This is a genomic window from Streptomyces sp. CBMA29 (assembly GCF_014596445.1).
Taxonomy (GTDB): domain Bacteria; phylum Actinomycetota; class Actinomycetes; order Streptomycetales; family Streptomycetaceae; genus Actinacidiphila.
The window spans coordinates 18,119-33,823 of the sequence record NZ_MECL01000239.1 but is presented as its reverse complement, the minus strand read 5'-3'; the positions used below and the strand labels follow the sequence as shown (position 1 = coordinate 33,823).

The 15,705-nt window shown below is 72.8% G+C and carries 14 protein-coding genes and 1 pseudogene; 4 read left to right on the top strand and 11 right to left on the bottom strand.

Annotated elements, in window-relative coordinates:
* Window positions 1-216 precede the first annotated feature (216 nt).
* Window positions 217-1,047: an AIM24 family protein gene (locus tag BGM09_RS33135; protein ID WP_188285443.1), complete on the top strand. Its 831-nt coding sequence runs from the start codon at window positions 217-219 to the stop codon at window positions 1,045-1,047.
* A 95-nt stretch (window positions 1,048-1,142) separates the two neighbouring features.
* Here the strand turns inward: BGM09_RS33135 and aroA are convergent, their stop codons facing one another.
* The 3 genes and pseudogenes from aroA to BGM09_RS33120 form a co-directional block, all read right to left on the bottom strand.
* Window positions 1,143-2,378, bottom strand: a complete 1,236-nt coding sequence (gene aroA, locus BGM09_RS33130) for a 3-phosphoshikimate 1-carboxyvinyltransferase (RefSeq protein WP_188285442.1) — start codon at window positions 2,376-2,378, stop codon at window positions 1,143-1,145.
* 253 nt (window positions 2,379-2,631) lie between these two features.
* Window positions 2,632-2,790: pseudogene (locus BGM09_RS33125) on the bottom strand (cytochrome P450); the annotation flags it as partial.
* A gap of 56 nt (window positions 2,791-2,846) precedes the next feature.
* On the bottom strand, window positions 2,847-3,470 hold the full coding sequence (locus BGM09_RS33120; protein WP_188285441.1) for a bifunctional 4-hydroxy-2-oxoglutarate aldolase/2-dehydro-3-deoxy-phosphogluconate aldolase: 624 nt from the start codon (window positions 3,468-3,470) through the stop codon (window positions 2,847-2,849).
* 517 nt (window positions 3,471-3,987) lie between these two features.
* Between BGM09_RS33120 and BGM09_RS33115 the strand changes: the two genes are divergently transcribed.
* Window positions 3,988-4,344: a hypothetical protein gene (locus BGM09_RS33115; RefSeq protein ID WP_188285440.1), complete on the top strand. Its 357-nt coding sequence runs from the start codon at window positions 3,988-3,990 to the stop codon at window positions 4,342-4,344.
* Here the strand turns inward: BGM09_RS33115 and BGM09_RS33110 are convergent.
* The 3 genes from BGM09_RS33110 to BGM09_RS33100 all read right to left on the bottom strand — a co-directional run bounded on the left by BGM09_RS33110 (window position 4,307) and on the right by BGM09_RS33100 (window position 7,619).
* The gene (locus tag BGM09_RS33110) at window positions 4,307-5,179 is read right to left on the bottom strand and encodes an arylamine N-acetyltransferase family protein (RefSeq protein ID WP_188285439.1); all 873 of its coding nucleotides are present in this window, start codon (window positions 5,177-5,179) and stop codon (window positions 4,307-4,309) included. The genes BGM09_RS33115 and BGM09_RS33110 overlap by 38 nt on opposite strands.
* Before the next feature lie 127 nt (window positions 5,180-5,306).
* Window positions 5,307-6,854 (bottom strand): lysyl oxidase family protein, encoded by a 1,548-nt coding sequence (locus tag BGM09_RS33105; RefSeq protein WP_188285438.1) that lies wholly within the window; start codon window positions 6,852-6,854, stop codon window positions 5,307-5,309.
* Between the two features lie 219 nt (window positions 6,855-7,073).
* Window positions 7,074-7,619, bottom strand: a complete 546-nt coding sequence (locus tag BGM09_RS33100; protein ID WP_188285437.1) for a CchlQ — start codon at window positions 7,617-7,619, stop codon at window positions 7,074-7,076.
* A 188-nt stretch (window positions 7,620-7,807) separates the two neighbouring features.
* Between BGM09_RS33100 and BGM09_RS33095 the strand changes: the two genes are divergently transcribed.
* Window positions 7,808-8,914 (top strand): aromatic ring-hydroxylating oxygenase subunit alpha, encoded by a 1,107-nt coding sequence (locus tag BGM09_RS33095; protein ID WP_188285436.1) that lies wholly within the window; start codon window positions 7,808-7,810, stop codon window positions 8,912-8,914.
* A 21-nt stretch (window positions 8,915-8,935) separates the two neighbouring features.
* Here BGM09_RS33095 and iolD read toward each other — a convergent pair whose 3' ends face one another.
* The 5 genes from iolD to BGM09_RS33070 all read right to left on the bottom strand — a co-directional run bounded on the left by iolD (window position 8,936) and on the right by BGM09_RS33070 (window position 14,660).
* Window positions 8,936-10,801: a 3D-(3,5/4)-trihydroxycyclohexane-1,2-dione acylhydrolase (decyclizing) gene (iolD, locus tag BGM09_RS33090; protein WP_188285435.1), complete on the bottom strand. Its 1,866-nt coding sequence runs from the start codon at window positions 10,799-10,801 to the stop codon at window positions 8,936-8,938.
* Complete coding sequence (gene iolB, locus BGM09_RS33085; protein ID WP_188285434.1) at window positions 10,798-11,694, bottom strand: 5-deoxy-glucuronate isomerase; 897 nt, start codon at window positions 11,692-11,694, stop codon at window positions 10,798-10,800. The genes iolD and iolB overlap by 4 nt, the downstream gene beginning before the upstream one ends.
* Window positions 11,691-12,713, bottom strand: a complete 1,023-nt coding sequence (gene iolC / locus BGM09_RS33080) for a 5-dehydro-2-deoxygluconokinase (RefSeq protein ID WP_188285433.1) — start codon at window positions 12,711-12,713, stop codon at window positions 11,691-11,693. Before iolC ends, iolB begins: the two co-directional genes overlap by 4 nt.
* Window positions 12,710-13,558, bottom strand: coding sequence for a TIM barrel protein (locus tag BGM09_RS33075; protein ID WP_188285432.1), 849 nt, complete (start codon window positions 13,556-13,558; stop codon window positions 12,710-12,712). The genes iolC and BGM09_RS33075 overlap by 4 nt, the downstream gene beginning before the upstream one ends.
* Window positions 13,559-13,619: 61 nt before the next feature.
* Window positions 13,620-14,660 (bottom strand): Gfo/Idh/MocA family oxidoreductase, encoded by a 1,041-nt coding sequence (locus BGM09_RS33070; RefSeq protein WP_188285431.1) that lies wholly within the window; start codon window positions 14,658-14,660, stop codon window positions 13,620-13,622.
* 131 nt (window positions 14,661-14,791) lie between these two features.
* Here BGM09_RS33070 and BGM09_RS33065 point away from each other — a divergent pair, with 131 nt between their 5' ends.
* A complete protein-coding gene (locus tag BGM09_RS33065) occupies window positions 14,792-15,625 on the top strand; it encodes a GntR family transcriptional regulator (protein ID WP_411158394.1) in 834 nt (277 codons plus the stop codon).
* Window positions 15,626-15,705 lie beyond the last annotated feature (80 nt).

Here is a 15,705-nt window from a genome sequence, read left to right as displayed (position 1 = left end):
CTCGACGCGGGCGGCGAACGGACCGTACGGCTGCCCGCGCAGGCCGCGGGGCCCGACGGCGGCGGCCCGGCACACGGCGGCCCCGCTCCGGCGCGGAACCGGATCGCGCGGGCGATACGTTGACGGTGGGGCGGGTGGTGTGCCGCGCCGGGGCTACGCTCGGGCCGGTGGCCATCCGTCCGCCGCGTCTTCGCCCGTCCTCCTAGGAGCACCGCTGTGACCCTCCAGCAGCAGATCGTCGGCAACGCCATGCAGATGGCCGTCTGCACCCTGAGTCCGGGCCAGACGGTGTACTGCGAGGCGGGGAAGTTCCTGTTCAAGACGGCCAACGTGTCGATGGAGACGCGGCTGGGCGGCCCCGGCTCCGGCGGCTCAGGTTCAGGTTCCGGTTCCGGCTCCGGTTCCGGCGGCTCCGGTGTGGGCGGCATGCTCCGGCAGGCCATGGGCACCGCCATGCAGGTCGGCCAGCGCGCCCTGGCCGGGGAGTCGCTGGCCTTCCAGTACTTCACCGCCTCGGGCGGCGAGGGCACCGTCGGCTTCGCCGGTGTGCTCCCCGGCGAGATGCGCGCCCTCGAACTGACCGGCTCACGCGCCTGGTTCGCCGAGAAGGACGCCTTCGTCGCAGCCGAGTCCACCGTCCGGTTCGGCATCGCCTTCGCGGGCGGACGCCAGGGGATGAGCGGCGGCGAGGGCTTCATCCTGGAGAAGTTCACCGGTACCGGCACCGTGATCATCGCGGGCGCGGGCAACTTCATCGACCTCAACCCGGCCGAGTTCGGCGGCCGGATCGAGGTCGACACCGGCTGCATCGTCGCCTTCGAGGAGGGCATCCAGTACGGCGTCCAGCGGATCGGCGGCCTCAACCGCCAGGGCGTCATGAACGCCGTCTTCGGCGGCGAGGGCCTGTCCCTGGCCACCCTCGAAGGCAACGGCCGGGTCATCCTCCAGTCCATGACGATCGAAGGGCTCGCCAACGCCCTCAAGAAGTCCCAGGGCGGCGACAAGCAGGGGCCCACCGGAGGTCTGTTCTCCACGCACGCGGGCTGACCCCGGCAGCCGCCGTTCCGGTTGGCGCGTTCGGCACGGGGTCCGGCACGGGGTTCGGCGCGTGTCTCGGAAAGGGGTCCGGCACGGAGTGTCGGTCACACGCCCCAGTCGGCGCGCACCGAGGCGAAGAAGGAGTGGAAGTCGGGGAAGGTCTTCTTGACGCAGCCCGGCTCGTCGAAGGTGGTGCCCGGTGTGCGCAGCCCGGCGACCGCGAAACTCATCGCGATGCGGTGGTCCCCGTGGCAGGCGATCTCGACCGGCGCGGGGGTCCCCGGCTCGATCTCGATCCAGTCGCGTCCCGTGGTGACCGTGACACCCTGCCGCCGCAGATTCTCCGCGCACGCCTCCAGCCGGTCGCACTCCTTGACGCGGGTGTTGTAGACGTCCTCGATACGGACCGGCCCGTCGGCGAAGGGCGCGATGGCCGCGAGCGTCGGCATCGTGTCGGAGATGTCCCGCATGTTGACGGTGAGACCGTTCAGGCGGCCCGTGCCGGTGACGGTGGTGGCGTCCGGGCCGATCTCGACGTCGGCGCCCATCCGCCGCAGGACGTCCACGAAGCGCAGGTCGCCCTGGAGGGCGTCGGCGCCGAGTCCCGGCACGGTCGCGGTGCGGCCGGACAGCGCGGCTGCGGCGAAGAAGTAGCTGGCCGTGGAGGCGTCGGGCTCGACCGGGTAGTCGACGGCGCGGTAGCCGCCCGGCGGCACCACGAAGGTCGCGCCCTCGCGCGCCACCTCGACGCCGAAGCGCCGCATCATCGCCAGCGTGATCTCCACGTACGGCGCGGAGACCAGGTCCGTGACGTGGATCCGCAGCCCCTCGGCCATCAGCGGCCCCGCGAGCAGCAGCGCCGTCAGGAACTGCGACGACAGCCCCGCGTCCAGGTCGATCGCGCCGCCCTTGAGACCGTCGGCGACCACCGTCAGCGGCAGATGCCCCTCGGCCTCCTCGTGCGTCAGGTCCACGCCCAGCGAGCGCAGCGCCGTCGTGAGCGGCGCGACCGGGCGGCGGCGCATCTGCGCGGACGCGTCGAAGCGGTACGTGCCGTGGCCCGCGGCGGCCAGCGCGGGCAGGAAGCGGGCCGCGGTGGCCGCGTCACGGCAGTACACGTCGGCCTCCGGCACGGCGGGTCCTGACGGGCGGCCGGTGATCCGCCACGCCCGCGGGTCGCGCTCGACGCGGTACCCGAGCCGGGTCAGGCCCTCCGCGAACCCGTCGGTGTCGTCCGACAGCAGCGGCCGGCGCAGCACGGTGGTGCCCTCCGCGGCGGCGGCGAGAAAGAGCGCCCGAGCGGTCACCGACTTGGAGCCGGGGACGGCGACGACTGACACGGGGTGCCTCCTGGCAGGTAAGAGGGTACGCGCGCGGCGCGCCGCGAGCCGCGCCGAGTCTAGGCCGTGACCTCCCCCCGCCCCGAACCCGTCCGGGACCGCGTGCCCGCGCGGGCCTCACCGCTGACGCCGTCTCCAACGCCGGCGTGGCTGGTTCGGCGCCGGTCTCCCTCGTAGGACGCCGTTAAAAAGACACCGGGAGCCGGTGCACACCGCGGATGAGGAGGCCGGGGCGCCAGGTGAGGACGGCCGGGCCGACGACCAGCCACATCGCGCCGGTGTCCGCCGTCCGGACGTGATGGACGGGTCCGCGCTCGCGCAGCCGCGCGTAGACGGGGTACGGGTCGGCGGTGAAGTCCTCCCCGTACGCGCGGGCGTAGACCCGCAGATCCACGGTCTCCGGTGTGCTCACAGCTCCCCCTCGGTTCCGTGTCCCCCACCGACCGGCCTCACCAGGGGCCACGGCGTTCAGGCGGTGTCCGCCAGCCGTTCCAGGAGCTCGGTCAGCCGTTTCGTCACGGTCTCGCGGTCGCCCGACGTGAGCGCGGAGCCCATGCCGACCGCGACGGCGCCCGCCGCGACCCACGCGGGCGCGTCGGCCACGGTGATGCCGCCGCAGGGCAGCAGGGCCGCCTGCGGCATGATCGCCAGCACGTCGGTGACCCACGCGGGGGTGAACGACGTGGCCGGATAGAGCGTCAGCGCGTCCGCGCCCAGCTCCATCGCCCGCACCACCTCGCCGGGCGTGGCGACCCCGGGGAACACCGGCACGCCGTACCGGTGGCCGGTCCTCAGCACGTCCTCGTCCAGGCTCGGTGACAGCAGGAACCGCGCCCCCGCGTCGATCGCCATCCGCGCCGACACCGCGTCCAGTACGGTCCCCGCGCCGATCACCGCGTCGTCCCCGACCTCGCGCACCAGCGTCGTCACCGCCTCCAGCGCGAAGGGCGTCGTCAGCGAGATCTCCAGCGTCGTCAGCCCCGCCGACAGCAGCGTGTCCGCCGTCGCCGCCGCCTGGTCGTAACTCTCGCTACGGATCGTGGCGAACACCCGCTGCGCCAGTGCGGCTCGCGTGGTCTCCCAGCGGTACACGGCGTATCGCCGTCCTTCCTGAGGCTGCGGGCTGCTGCGCGGGCGCACCGGAGCGCGCGGGCGCGAACGGACCGTGCGCCGGTGGGGCGGTGCACGCGATCAGCACGGTACCGGCAGCCGCCTCGCCTTTCGTCGGGGGTGGGGGGAGCTGTCACCGCAACGTGACATGAGAGGAGCATGAGACCTGCGGTAAGCCTGCCCCCCATTCCGGCCCGCACCCACTCCACTGCGTGGGGGCCGTTCATTGCGCGGGCGCGCCCCTGTACCTCCACCTCGCGGCGGTGGCGCGCCTTTGAAAACCGGCTCCAGCGGGGCAGTCGCTGTTGGTTTTGGGCTGTCTGCCCGGTGGGGGTTGCTCGCGCAGTTCCTCGCGCCCCTGGAAGACGGGTCTTGCTTCCGTGTGACGGACGGTCCCGCGCCGCTGGGGGCGGCTCGCCGGGGGGAACGGTTTTGCGGGCAGAGGACGGCGCCAGCCGTACCTTCGGGGGCGAGAAGCCAACCCCTTGGGAGGGACCGCATGCGCGTGCGTACCGCCGTCGCGGTGACGACGAGCCTGCTCGCGGCAGCGACATGCCTGCCGGACGGAAGCGCCGCAGCCGCGGCCGGCAGGTTCTCGTACACGTTCATGACGCGGCAGGGGCCGCTGACCAGTGTGTTGACCGATCCGCTGAGCGGGCGGTGCCTCGTGCTGCCGGAGGTGATCGGGCCGAGGGCGTACGGGGCGGCGTACGCGCCGTGGAACGAGACGGGGGAGACGGTGCGGGTCTATACGGGGGCGGACTGCACGGGCGGGTACGCGACGCTGCGCCCGCACAGCCGGCGCGCGCCGGAGCAGGTCACGCTGCGGGCGGTGTGGGTGGGGTGGGTGGGGTGAGGACGGGCTCTCGGGGCAGGTCGAGCGAGAAGTGGGTGCGATAGGCGGCGAGCACGGCCTCGGCGTCGGGGAGTTCGCGCTCCTCGCGAGCGCCGGAGGTGGTGGTGAGGATGAGGGTGCGCCCGCTGAGGGTGGCGCGCCCCTCGGGGGTGAGGCGGGAGCAGACGAGGGACGTGCGGAAGTGCGAGACGGGCGAGGTGCGCTGCCACCAGCAGGTGGCCTCGAAGTCCGCCAGCCGCCGGGGCCGCCGCTCCAGCAGATACTGCGGCTCACCGTCGCGCACGACCACAAGATCCCCCTCGCCAGAGCCGGAGCCGGAGCCGGAGCCGGAGCCGGAGCCGGAGCCGGAGCCGGAGTCCGCGTTCGCGTTCGCGTCCGCGATCCGGAACACCCCTCCAGGATCGGCCTGTTCACCCCGCTCGGCGTAGCGCAGCGGAAAGTGACTGTGACGGCCGAAACCGACATCGGCCAGCCACGTCTCGCCGTCCGCCGTCCGTACCCGCAGCGCGAGATGGTCGTACGGCGGCCCGACACGGCCGTCCTTCCCGTACACCCGTGCGGCCAGCAGCTCCACCCCGTAGCCGAGCGAGCGCAGCAGCGCGCTGAAGGCACCGTTCAACTCGTAGCAGAATCCGCCCCGTCGGTCCGTGACGACCTTCTCGAAGAGCGCGGGCTCGGTCAGCACGATGTCCTGGCCGAGGTGGATCGACAGGTTCTCGAAGGGGACGGCGAGCTGGTGCCGCAGGTGCAGTTCGCGCAGCCCCGCCGCGTCCGCGACGGCGGGCCGTTCGGCCCCGATGCGCTGGAGGTATGCGTCGGCCTGCGAGGAGTCCATGCCCCCCTTTATACGTCCACACCCCCCGCCACCGGTGTCCCGCCCCTCAGACGCGAAAGGCGTGAAAGTGGGGCCCGGTCGCGAGGAGGGGAGGCGGCCGGGCCCCGGGAGGTCAACGCGCGGTGGATCAGGGCGCGTTGACCAGCTCGTAGGCGGGCACCTTGACCGTGCGGTGGCCCGGCGTGCCGCCCAGGATCACCTTGCGCAGCGCCACGTTGTTGCCGTAACTGCTCTCCTTGAGCCGGTGGTCGGGGTTGGCGATCACCTGGATGTAGTACGTGCCGTTCGCCAGCTTGCTGATGTCGAAGGACTGGCCGGGGCGGTACTGCGAGTACGTGTCGCCGTTGCCGACGTCCAGCACCTCGCGCACCGACAGCGCGCTGTGCTCACCGCAGGCGGTCGCCAGATCGGTGTTGTTCGGGTGCCAGTTGGCGTTCTTCACCGTGTAGTCGATGGCGTCGGTGTTGGCCAGGCAGAAGGCTTCCTTGCCGCTGCGGACGATCAGCTTCTTGTCGGAGCTCAGCAGCCGGTAGCTGGCGAAGTCCGAGAAGTGCCAGTGCTGGTGGCCGACGCGCGGGTCCCACTCCATGGTGCCGGTGGGCGTGTAGCCGACCTGCTTGCCCTTGGCGTCGTAGAAGTACTGGTAGGCGTCCATCGTCTCCTTGCCGGGCGTACGGAAGCCGTCCACGACCAACGGCGCCGGGCCCGCGTCCCACACGGTGGCGCTGAAGGCCAGGTAGTCGGTGCCGGTGGCCGGGGTGTCGCCCTCACCGCCGTCGCTGCCGTCGGTGATCGCGATGCCGTACGCGGGCAGCGCCCGCAGGTCCGGCTTCGGCACGTCGGACGGCACGCCCGCGGCGCCCGTCGGCCGGTGCGCGTTGGCCCTGAGCGTGCCCGGCGCGGAGCCCGTGCGCGGCTGCCCGCCCGGCAGCGCGGCCGACATCCGCGACCGCGCCGCGCCCGACCCGTCCCGCACGGTCCGCACGGTCACCTTCACCGTCGGCTGGTCGTTCGGAATCCCGAACACGTCCCGGTACTTCTTCGCCACGGAGATCTTCGCGGTGTACGTGCCGGCCTTCAGGTCGACCCCGCCGTCCGGGCCGATGCCCTGCGAGGCCGCCGCGGCCCAGCCCTTCTGGACGCCCCACACCGAGCCGAGCGTGAACGGGTTGTCGGAGCAGCCGTCCGGGTACGGCGAGGTGGCCGGGGCGTCCGGACGGACGCGGCCCGACGCGGAGTTCGGGCAGAAGCTGTCGCTGGTGCTCGCGACCTTCACGCCCTTGCTGTCGGTGATCGTCACCTGGAGGAAGCCCGGCAGCCCGGCGAAGTCCTTGACCAGCCCGGCGGGCAGCTTCTTCGTGACCGTCTTCGAGCCGCTGTGCGTCACCTGTGCGACGACCACCGGGTCCTTGTACGACGCGCGGGTCACGCGGAGTTCGAACGGCGCCTTGTCGACGGTGAGGTACGCGCCGAGGTCCAGGTAGACGCCGGTGTCGCCGTCGTAGCGGTCGGCGGTGATCGAGGTGGAGGCGGCCACCAGCTTCAGCTTGGGGGTCACGGGTGTCGCCGCTCCGGCGCCGGGCGCGGCGCCGACGCCGCCCGCGACCACGGCGAAAGCCGCCGCGGCCACGAGAGCCGAGCGCCTGAGACGTCGGCTGCCTTGGGTATGCGTCATCGAATTCCTTGCGTCCAAGTGCGGTTGGGTCTACCTGCGAACAGGGACACGAGCGCGCACAGGTTGCCGCACGGGCGAAAGAACGCCAATTTCTGTCCGGATAATGCCTTTACGGCATGTCGGGTGTACGCGGGCCGCGCCCGGTGCGCGGTCCGGAATCAGCTCCGGAATCAGCTCCGGTATCAGCTTCGGTATCGGCTCCGGTATCAGCTTCCGGAATCAGCTCGCGCCGAGCGCGGCCCGGCAGATCGGGCACCGGTCCTTGCCGTCCCACTCGGACCAGCCGAAAGCCTCCGGTGAGAGGGAAAGTCCTTCCAACTCCCTGCGTACGGCGACCCGGTAGGTCCACACCGCGCCGAGATAGGGGTGATAGACGTCGTGGAAGGCGACGGACGTCGAGGCGGCCCCCGCCGCGACCGCCCGCTGAACGGCGCGCAGGTGCTCGAACATCGCCTGGCCCGCGCCCGCGACGGCGGTGGAGGCGTCGATGAAGAGCCGCTCGCGCGCCTCGTAGATCCCGGCGTCGTCCAGTGCGGCGCGCGACGCGGCGTCCACGTCCGGCTCCGCGCCCGGATTCTGGGCGATCCGGCGCAGGCCCGCGTGGCAGACCCCGGTGGCGCTGATGAAGTCGATGTAGACCGCCCGGCGCCGCGCGTCGGTGCCCCGGCCGTCCTCGTGACGGCGGCGCAGGTGGTCGGCGAGCACAGTGCCGGAAATGGCGATGCCACCGCCGCTGAGCGTCGCGACGAGCGTTCCCCAGTCCACATCCGCCCCCAGTGATGTTCCGCGCCGCCGGTTCCCGTGCCGGATCTGGCGGAATTCCGCCGCCGGTCTGGGAGATGATCACGACATCGGCACCGGAAATCTACGCGTGGACGCGGACTTGACCAAGTCATGACGATTTGATGGGTCCGCCACGCGAACGTACTGACCGGTACGTTCGTATTTCTGGTATGACGCTCCCGCAGACGAAGCCCCCATTGCGCAAATACCGCGACGTGGCACCGGAGGAGGACGTCCCCACCACCCGCACGACCGGACTCGACCCGGACTTCTGGTATCCGCTCGCCCGGTCCCGCGACCTCAAGAGCGGCAAGACGCTGGCCGTGAAGTACGCCGGGACGGAGATCGTCCTGGTCCGGCCGGAGAAGGGCGCGCCGTACGCCCTGGAGGACCGCTGCGCCCACCGCCAGGTCCCGCTGAGCATGGGCGTGGTGAAGGACGAGCGGCTGCTCTGCGGCTACCACTGCTGGACGTACGACCGCACGGGCGCGTGCGTGAACATCCCCTATCTGGACCGGAAGCGGAAACTGCCCAACGGCGTCCGCAGTTACGCGTGCCGCGAGGCGTACGGATTCGTCTTCGTCTTCCCCGGCAACCAGGAACTGGCCGAGGTCACGCCGATGCCGGAGCTGCCCTCGTACGCCGACCGCCGGTACAAGACGCGCGTGCTCGACCGGGACATCGCCTGCCACTACTCGTTCATGCACGAGAACCTGATGGACATGAACCACCAGTTCCTGCACCGCAGTCTGATGGGCCGGATCCGGGCCAAGCTGCTGGACATCCGCGAGGGCGAGGACTGGCTGGAGGCCGACTACTCCTTCTCGCGCACCGAGGGCAAGCAGTCCCTCGGCGAGCGCCTGATCATCGGCAGCGGCAACGACGACAAGTACGCGGACCTGATGACGATCCGCACCGGCTACCCGTACCAGACACTGCGCTACTGGACCGACGGCAAGCGCGAGGAGCCCCCGGCCCTCGACCTGTGGAACGCCTACATGCCCACCGACCAGGCCCAGCACCACAATCACACCTACGGCCTGATCATGGTCCAAAAGCCCCCGATCCCCGGCGTGATCCATCTGCTGTGGCCGGTCATCACGCTCTTCACCGAGGGCATCTTCGGCCAGGACCGCGTCATCGTCGAGGCGGAACAGCGCGCTTACCAGACCCAGGGCGCCGACCTCAACAACGAGGTCTTCCCGATCATCCAGTCCCTCAAGTCGCTGCTCGCCCGCAAGGGCGTGCCCATCCCGGCCGCCGCCGACGGAACCTAGGGCCTGTCCGCCGGACACGCCCTAGAGGCGGGGCCGGGTCCCGGGCGCCGGGCGCGCCCGGTCGTACGCCTCGCGGGCGGCCCGCGTGGCCGGGCGGTCCGACACCTCGGCGACCGGGACGTCCCACCACGCCTCGGCGCCGGGTCCGGGCCGCGCGGGGTCGGTCTCGACGTACACGGCCGTCGCCCGGGGCGACTCGCGGGCGGCGGCCAGCGCGGCGCGCAACTCCTTTGCCGTACGGGCGGTGAAGACCTCCAGGCCGAGGCTGGCGGCGTTGGCCGCGAGGTCCACCGGCAACGGCTCGCCCGCGAAGGACCCGTCGGGGGCGCGGAACCGGTAGGCGGTGCCGAAGCGTTCGGCGCCGACCTGCTCGGACAGGCCCCCGATGGAGGCGTATCCGTGGTTCTGGACGATCACCACATTGATCGGGACGCCCTCCTGGACGGCGGTCACGACCTCGGTCGGCAGCATCAAGTACGTGCCGTCGCCCACGAGCGCGAACACCTCGCGGTCGGGCGCCGCCAGCTTCACGCCGATCGCGGCCGGGATCTCGTACCCCATGCAGGAGAAGCCGTACTCGACGTGGTACTGCCCGGCGTCCCGCGCACGCCACAGTTTGTGCAGGTCACCCGGCAGGGAGCCGGCCGCGTTGACCACCACGTCCCGGTCGTGCAGCACCGCGTCCAGCGCCCCGACGACCTCGCTCTGCGACGGCGCCCCCTCGCCGCCGCCGTCACCGAAGGCCGCGTCCGTACGGGCGCGCCAGTCGGCCAGCGCCCGGCGCGCTTCGGGTGTCCGCCCGGGTGCCTGATGACCCGTCAACTCTGCTGCCAGCGCGGTGATTCCGGCCCGCGCGTCGCCGACGAGCGCCAGCCCCGCCATCTTGTGGCCGTCGAAAGAGGCGATGTTGAGACTGACGAAACGCGCGTCGGGCGCGAAGAGCGAACCGGACGCCGTGGTGAAGTCCGTCCACCGGGTGCCGACGCCGAGCACCACGTCGGCCTCCCGCGCCGCCGCGTCGGCGGGCGCCGTACCGGTGTGCCCGATGCCGCCGAGCGCCTGCGGATGGTCCCACCGCAGAGCCCCCTTCCCGCCTTGCGTCTCGGCCACCGCGATGCCGGTCGCCGCCGCCAACTCGGCCAGCGCGGACGCCGCTTCGGAGATCCGCACCCCGCCGCCCGCGACGATCAGCGGCCGACGCGCACCGCGCAGCAGGGCTGCGGCCCCGGCCACCGCGTCCGCGTCCGGCACGGGCCGCCGCACATGCCAGACCCGCTCGCGGAACAGCTCGTCCGGCCAGTCGTACGCCTCCGCCTGCACGTCCTGTGGCAGCGCGAGCGTCACCGCGCCCGTGTCGACGGGGTCGGTCAGCACGCGCATCGCCTGGAGCAGCGAGGCGGGCAGCATCTCGGGCCGCCAGATCCGGTCGAACCAGCGGGACACCGGCCGCAGCGCGTCATTGACGGTGATGTCGTACGCCCACGGCACTTCGAGCTGTTGCAGCACCGGGTCGGCCGGACGGGTCGCGAACACGTCACCGGGGAGCAGCAGCACCGGCGCCCGGTTGATCGTCGCGAGCGCCGCGCCCGTGACGAGATTGGTCGCGCCGGGACCGATCGACGTCGTGCACGCCATCGCCGAGAGCCCGTGCCGGGTCCGGGCGTAGCCGACGGCCGCGTGCACCATCGCCTGTTCGTTGCGCCCCTGGTGGTACGGCATCGCCTCGGGCCCGGCCGCCAGCAGCGCCTGGCCGACGCCCGCGACATTGCCGTGCCCGAAGATGCCCCACATCCCGGCCACCGACCGGTGCCGCACGCCGTCCCGCTCGGTGAACTGGACGGACAGGAAACGGACGAGAGCCTGTGCGACGGTGAGTCTGACGCTCATACGGTGCCGCCCTCCTGCTGCGTGACCGGCGGCGCGTACAACGGCAGCCGGGGGTCGGGGAGTTGGTCCGTCCAGGACGCGCGGACCCACGCGTGTGCCGGGTCGTCGCTGATCAGCCAGGCCAGTTCGGCGCCGGGGCCCGCCATCACGTTCAGGTAGTACATGTCGTAGCCGGGGACCGCCATGCTCGGGCCGTGCCAGCCGTCGGGGATCAACACCGCGTCGCCGGTGCGGACTTCGGCGAGGACGTCGGTGGCGCCGGCGGGGGAGGGGTAGACGCGCTGGTAGCCCAGCGCGGCCGGGCCGCCGCCGAACTCGTAGTAGTAGATCTCTTCGAGGACCGACTCGTGCGGGCCCGCCTCGTCGTGCTTGTGCGGCGGGAACGACGACCAGTTGCCGCCCGGCGTCAGCACCTCCACCGCGATCAGCCGGTCGCAGGCGAAGACGCCGGCCGCCGCGAAGTTGTTGACCTGGCGGCTCGCGCCGCCCGCCCCGCGCAGCTCCACAGGAACGGCGTCGGCCGGGCCGTAACGGGCGGGCAGCCGCCGCTCGCAGCGCGCGCCCGCCAGCGCCAGGCGGCTGCCGCCGGGGCTGACGACGGTGACCTCCGCGTCGCGCGGCACGTACGCGAAGTCGCTGACGCCGCTGAACACCGAGGTGCGGCCGTGCAGTTCGAAGTCGGCCCGCGCGCCGTCCGCGTCCGTCACGGTCAGCGCGCAGCCGCCCGCCAGCGGCAGCACGATCCACTCGCCGTCCCCGGCCGCGAAGCGGCGCTCCGCGCCAGGCTCCAGGGTCAGGACGCGCAGACCGGAGTACGTCCAGCCCGCGACGGCCGGGTCGACCCACAGGTCGAAGCCGTCCTTTGCCGCGGTGCCCGCGGCCAGATGGGTCACTGGGGCTCAACTCCTGTGGTGGGCGCGGTGGGTGGCGCGGGCTCGCGCAGCAGCTCCTCGATCTCGCGGCGGGTCGGCATCGCGTCCGCGCACGCCAGGCGGGAGGCCACCAGCGCGCCCGCCGCGTTCGCCGCCCGGAGCACGTCGGGCAGCGGCGCCCCTGACAGCAGGCCCGCGCACAGGGCGCCGCCGAAGGCGTCGCCCGCCCCGAGGCCGTTGACGGCCTTCACCGGGACCGGCGGCACCGAGTGCCGCTCACGGGCGGTTCTGCCCAGCACACCGGCCGGGCCCTGCTTGACGACCGCCGTCCGCACGCCGTGCCGCAGCAGCAGCGCCGCCGCCGTCTCCGGGTCGCGGCTGCCGACCGCGATCTGCGTCTCCTCCAGATTGCCGACGGCCACCGTCGCGTACGACAGCGCGCGGGCGTACAGCGCGGGGGCCTGCGCCGGGTCCTGCCAGAAGCCGGGGCGCCAGTCCAGGTCGAACCACACCTCGCCGCCCTCGCGGGCGTCCAGTGCCGCGAAGACGGTCGAGCGCGTCGGCTCCACCGCGAGAGCCGAGCCGGTGATCCACAGAGCCCGCGCGGTCCTGACCGCCGCGCGGTCCAGCGTGTCCGGTTCGAGGCACTGGTCGGGCGCGACCGGACGCCGGTAGAAGTAGATCGGGAAGTCGTCGGGCGGGAACAACTCACAGAAGACGACGGGGGTTTGCACCCCAGGCACGGTCGAGACCAGCTTGTCGTCCACGCCGAAGCCCTTGAGCGCCGTGCGGACGTACGTGCCGAACGGGTCGTCACCCACTCCCGTCAGCACCGCCGTCCGCAGCCCGAGGCGCGCCGCTGCCACCGCCACGTTCCCGGCGGTCCCGCCGAGCGATTTCGCGAACGTCCGCACCTCCGCGAGCCCCACCCCGCTCTGCTCGGGATAAAGGTCCACCCCCACCCGCCCCAGGGTCACCACGTCATACGCCCCGCCCCCGGGAGGCGGTGAGCTGTGGGTCTGGTCGGCGGGGGGTGTCATTGGTGGGTGAGCCAGTGGAGGGAGGCGCGGATGGCGGGGAGGGGGCCTTGGCCGGGGGGCGGTGGAGCGGTGAGGACGGTGTCCTGTTCCATGACGTACCAGCCCGGGTAGCCGGCGGATTCGAGATGGGTGATGAGGGTGGTGAGGTCGAGGCCGCCCTGGCCGAGGGGGCGGTAGAGGCCCTGCTGGACGGCGGAGGTGTAGGTGGTGCGCCCGTCGCGGACGGCGCGGGCGGCGGCGGGATCGACGTCCTTGAGGTGGACGTGCGTGACGCGGGAGGCGGCCCGGCGCGCGAGGGCCACCGGGTCGGTGCCGCCGATGAGGAGATGGCCGGTGTCGAGGCAGAGCCCGATCCGGCTGCCGTCCAGGACGCGGTCGACCTCGGCGGGCCCTTCGACGACGGTCCCGACATGGGGGTGGAGGGCGGCGGTGACGCCGAGCGAGGCGGCGAGGTCGGTGACGGCGTCGAGCCTGCCGAGCAGGGTGCGCCAGCCGTCGGCCGAGACGGCGGGACGTTCGTCGTAGCCGTCGAGCCCGGTGGCCGCGGCCAGGACGAGCGTGCGGGCGCCCGCGGCGGTGAAGCGGTCAAGGACGGCCCGGATGTCCGGCAGCGGATCGTGGCCGGGATCGTGCAGCACGGCGGGCACGAAGCCGCCGACCGCGGTGACGCCGTGGTCGGCCAGCAGCGGCCCCGGCAGAAAGCCGTCGGGCCCGAACTCACTGGCGGTGATGCCCAGTTCCGTCATCTCCGCCAGCACCCGCTCGGGACTCAACTGGTGCCCCCAGCCGGGCACTTCGCACACACCCCAGGAAATCGGCGCCCCCGCGATCCGCTCCCGCTTCATGCCGTCACCACCCTGTCCGATGCGCCGGGGGCGACCGTCGTCGCGAGGCCGTCGTTCCGGCTCATGCCACCACTCCGCTCACGTCGCCCTCACGTACGCGCATGCCCACGTCGGCGACCGCCACCGGACGTCTTTCGCGGCGCGAGACCTCGCACGCCTCGGCGACGAGCAGCGCGCGCAACGCCTCCCGACCCTCGCAGGGATTCGGCTCAAGGCCGCGTACGACGCGCAGGAAGGCGGCCAGTTCGGCCCGGTAGGCGGCGGCGAAACGGTCGAGGAAGCCGGGCCAGGGCGCCGTGGGCAGGGCCGCGACCGCGACCGGCTCCATCGAGCGCAAGGGCGTCCGCGGGCCGACGCCCACCGCGATCTGGTCGTCGGTCCCGGCCAGTTCCATCCGGACGTCGTACCCCGCCCCGTGGTAGCGGGTCGCCGTCGCGGTCGCGAGGACACCGCCCTCCAGGGTGAGCAGCGCCGCCGCGGTGTCGGCGTCGCCCGCCGCGCGGAAGAAGTCGGCGCCGCCGTTGGCGCCCGCCGCGTACACCTCGGTGATCTCCCGGCCGGTGACCCAGCGCAGGGCGTCGAAGTCGTGGATGAGGCAGTCGCGGTAGAGGCCGCCGGAGAGCGGGACGTACGCGGCCGGCGGTGGCGCCGGGTCCGAGGTGACGGTGCGCACGGTGTGCAGCCGGCCCACCCCGCCCGCCCGTACGGCCTCGCGCGCCGCGCGGTACCCGGCGTCGAAGCGCCGCTGGAAGCCGATCTGGAGCACGCCGCCCGCGGCCTCGACGGTGTCGAGCGCCGCCACCGTACCGGCGAGGTCGAGCGCCACCGGCTTCTCGCAGAAGGCGGGGATTCCGGCGCGGGCGGCGCGGGTGATCAGGGCGGCGTGCGACGCGGTGGCGGAGGCGATGACGACGGCGTCCGGCGCGCTGTCGAGGAGCGCGTCCACCGAAAGGGCCGCGCGCCCGCCGACCGACGCGGCGACCTGCCGGGCGCGTACCGCCTCGGTGTCGGCGACCGTCACCACCTCGACGTCCTCGTGGGCGGCCAGCGTGGCGGCGTGGAAGGAGCCGATCCGCCCGGCACCGATGAGTCCGATCCGCATAGCTGCTACTTGCCCCTTCACCGCGGGAGACGTGCGCGCTGTCCCAACCTCCCGCGCCGCCCGCCCCCTGTCAACGCTTTGTCCGGACATAAGGACTTCCGGTGATCATGGGGTGCCGATACGCTCCCTCCGTGCCCAAGCAGGAGCCCACGCACGCACCCCCGCACGAACCAGGTCGCGAATCCGTGCCGCCCGGCCGTGGGCGCCCGGAGGCCAAGCCCGTCCACCGCGATCTGCGGCTGGCCGTCGACCGCGCCAGCCCCGTACCGCTCTACTTCCAGCTCGCCCGGCAGCTCGAAGCCGCCATAGAAGAGGGCGCGCTCGCCCCCGGCCGCCTGCTCGGCAACGAGATAGAGCTGGCCGCCCGGCTCGGCCTGTCCCGGCCGACCGTCCGGCAGGCCATCCAGTCGCTGGTCGACAAGGGCCTGTTGGTACGCCGCCGGGGCGTCGGCACCCAGGTGGTGCACAGCCATGTCGCCCGCCCGCTGGAACTGAGCAGCCTGTACGACGACCTGCTCGCCGCGGGCCGGCGCCCCAGCACCCGGGTGCTCGCGAACGCCCGCGGGCCCGCGCCCGCCGCGGTCGCCGCCGCTCTGGGCCTGCCGGAGTCCTGCCAGGTCGCCGTCGTGCACCGGCTGCGCCTCACCCACGGCGAGCCGATGGCGTACCTGTGCAACTACCTCCCCTGCGACCTGCTGGAACCGGCCACCGGCGAGCTGGAGACGAACGGCCTGTACGCGCTGATGCGGCACCACGGCATCACCCTGCACAGCGCGGAGCAGACCGTGGGGGCCCGCGCGGCCACGGCCGAGGAGAGCAGGCTGCTGGCCGAGCCGCCGGGCGCGGCGCTGCTGACGATGCAGCGCACCACGTACGACGACCGGGGCCGCGCGATCGAGTTCGGCTCCCATCTGTACCGGGCCTCGCGCTACACCTTCGAGTTCCGGCTGCTGGTCAGAGCCTGAGACGTGCCCCGCCGGGCATCGGGCCGTACCTCTTGACGGATACTTGGGCCGCCGGGATGGTCGCTCGCAGCACTCTCACC

Bases quoted from the DNA above. Each gene is read 5' to 3' on its own strand.
- BGM09_RS33115 (WP_188285440.1), top strand. From the start codon at position 3,988: ATGCGCGTGCGTACCGCCGTCGCGGTGACGACGAGCCTGCTCGCGGCA.
- BGM09_RS33110 (WP_188285439.1), bottom strand. From the start codon at position 5,179: ATGGACTCCTCGCAGGCCGACGCATACCTCCAGCGCATCGGGGCCGAA.
- BGM09_RS33105 (WP_188285438.1), bottom strand. From the start codon at position 6,854: ATGACGCATACCCAAGGCAGCCGACGTCTCAGGCGCTCGGCTCTCGTG.
- BGM09_RS33095 (WP_188285436.1), top strand. From the start codon at position 7,808: ATGACGCTCCCGCAGACGAAGCCCCCATTGCGCAAATACCGCGACGTG.
- iolD (WP_188285435.1), bottom strand. From the start codon at position 10,801: ATGAGCGTCAGACTCACCGTCGCACAGGCTCTCGTCCGTTTCCTGTCC.
- iolC (WP_188285433.1), bottom strand. From the start codon at position 12,713: ATGACACCCCCCGCCGACCAGACCCACAGCTCACCGCCTCCCGGGGGC.
- BGM09_RS33075 (WP_188285432.1), bottom strand. From the start codon at position 13,558: ATGAAGCGGGAGCGGATCGCGGGGGCGCCGATTTCCTGGGGTGTGTGC.
- BGM09_RS33070 (WP_188285431.1), bottom strand. From the start codon at position 14,660: ATGCGGATCGGACTCATCGGTGCCGGGCGGATCGGCTCCTTCCACGCC.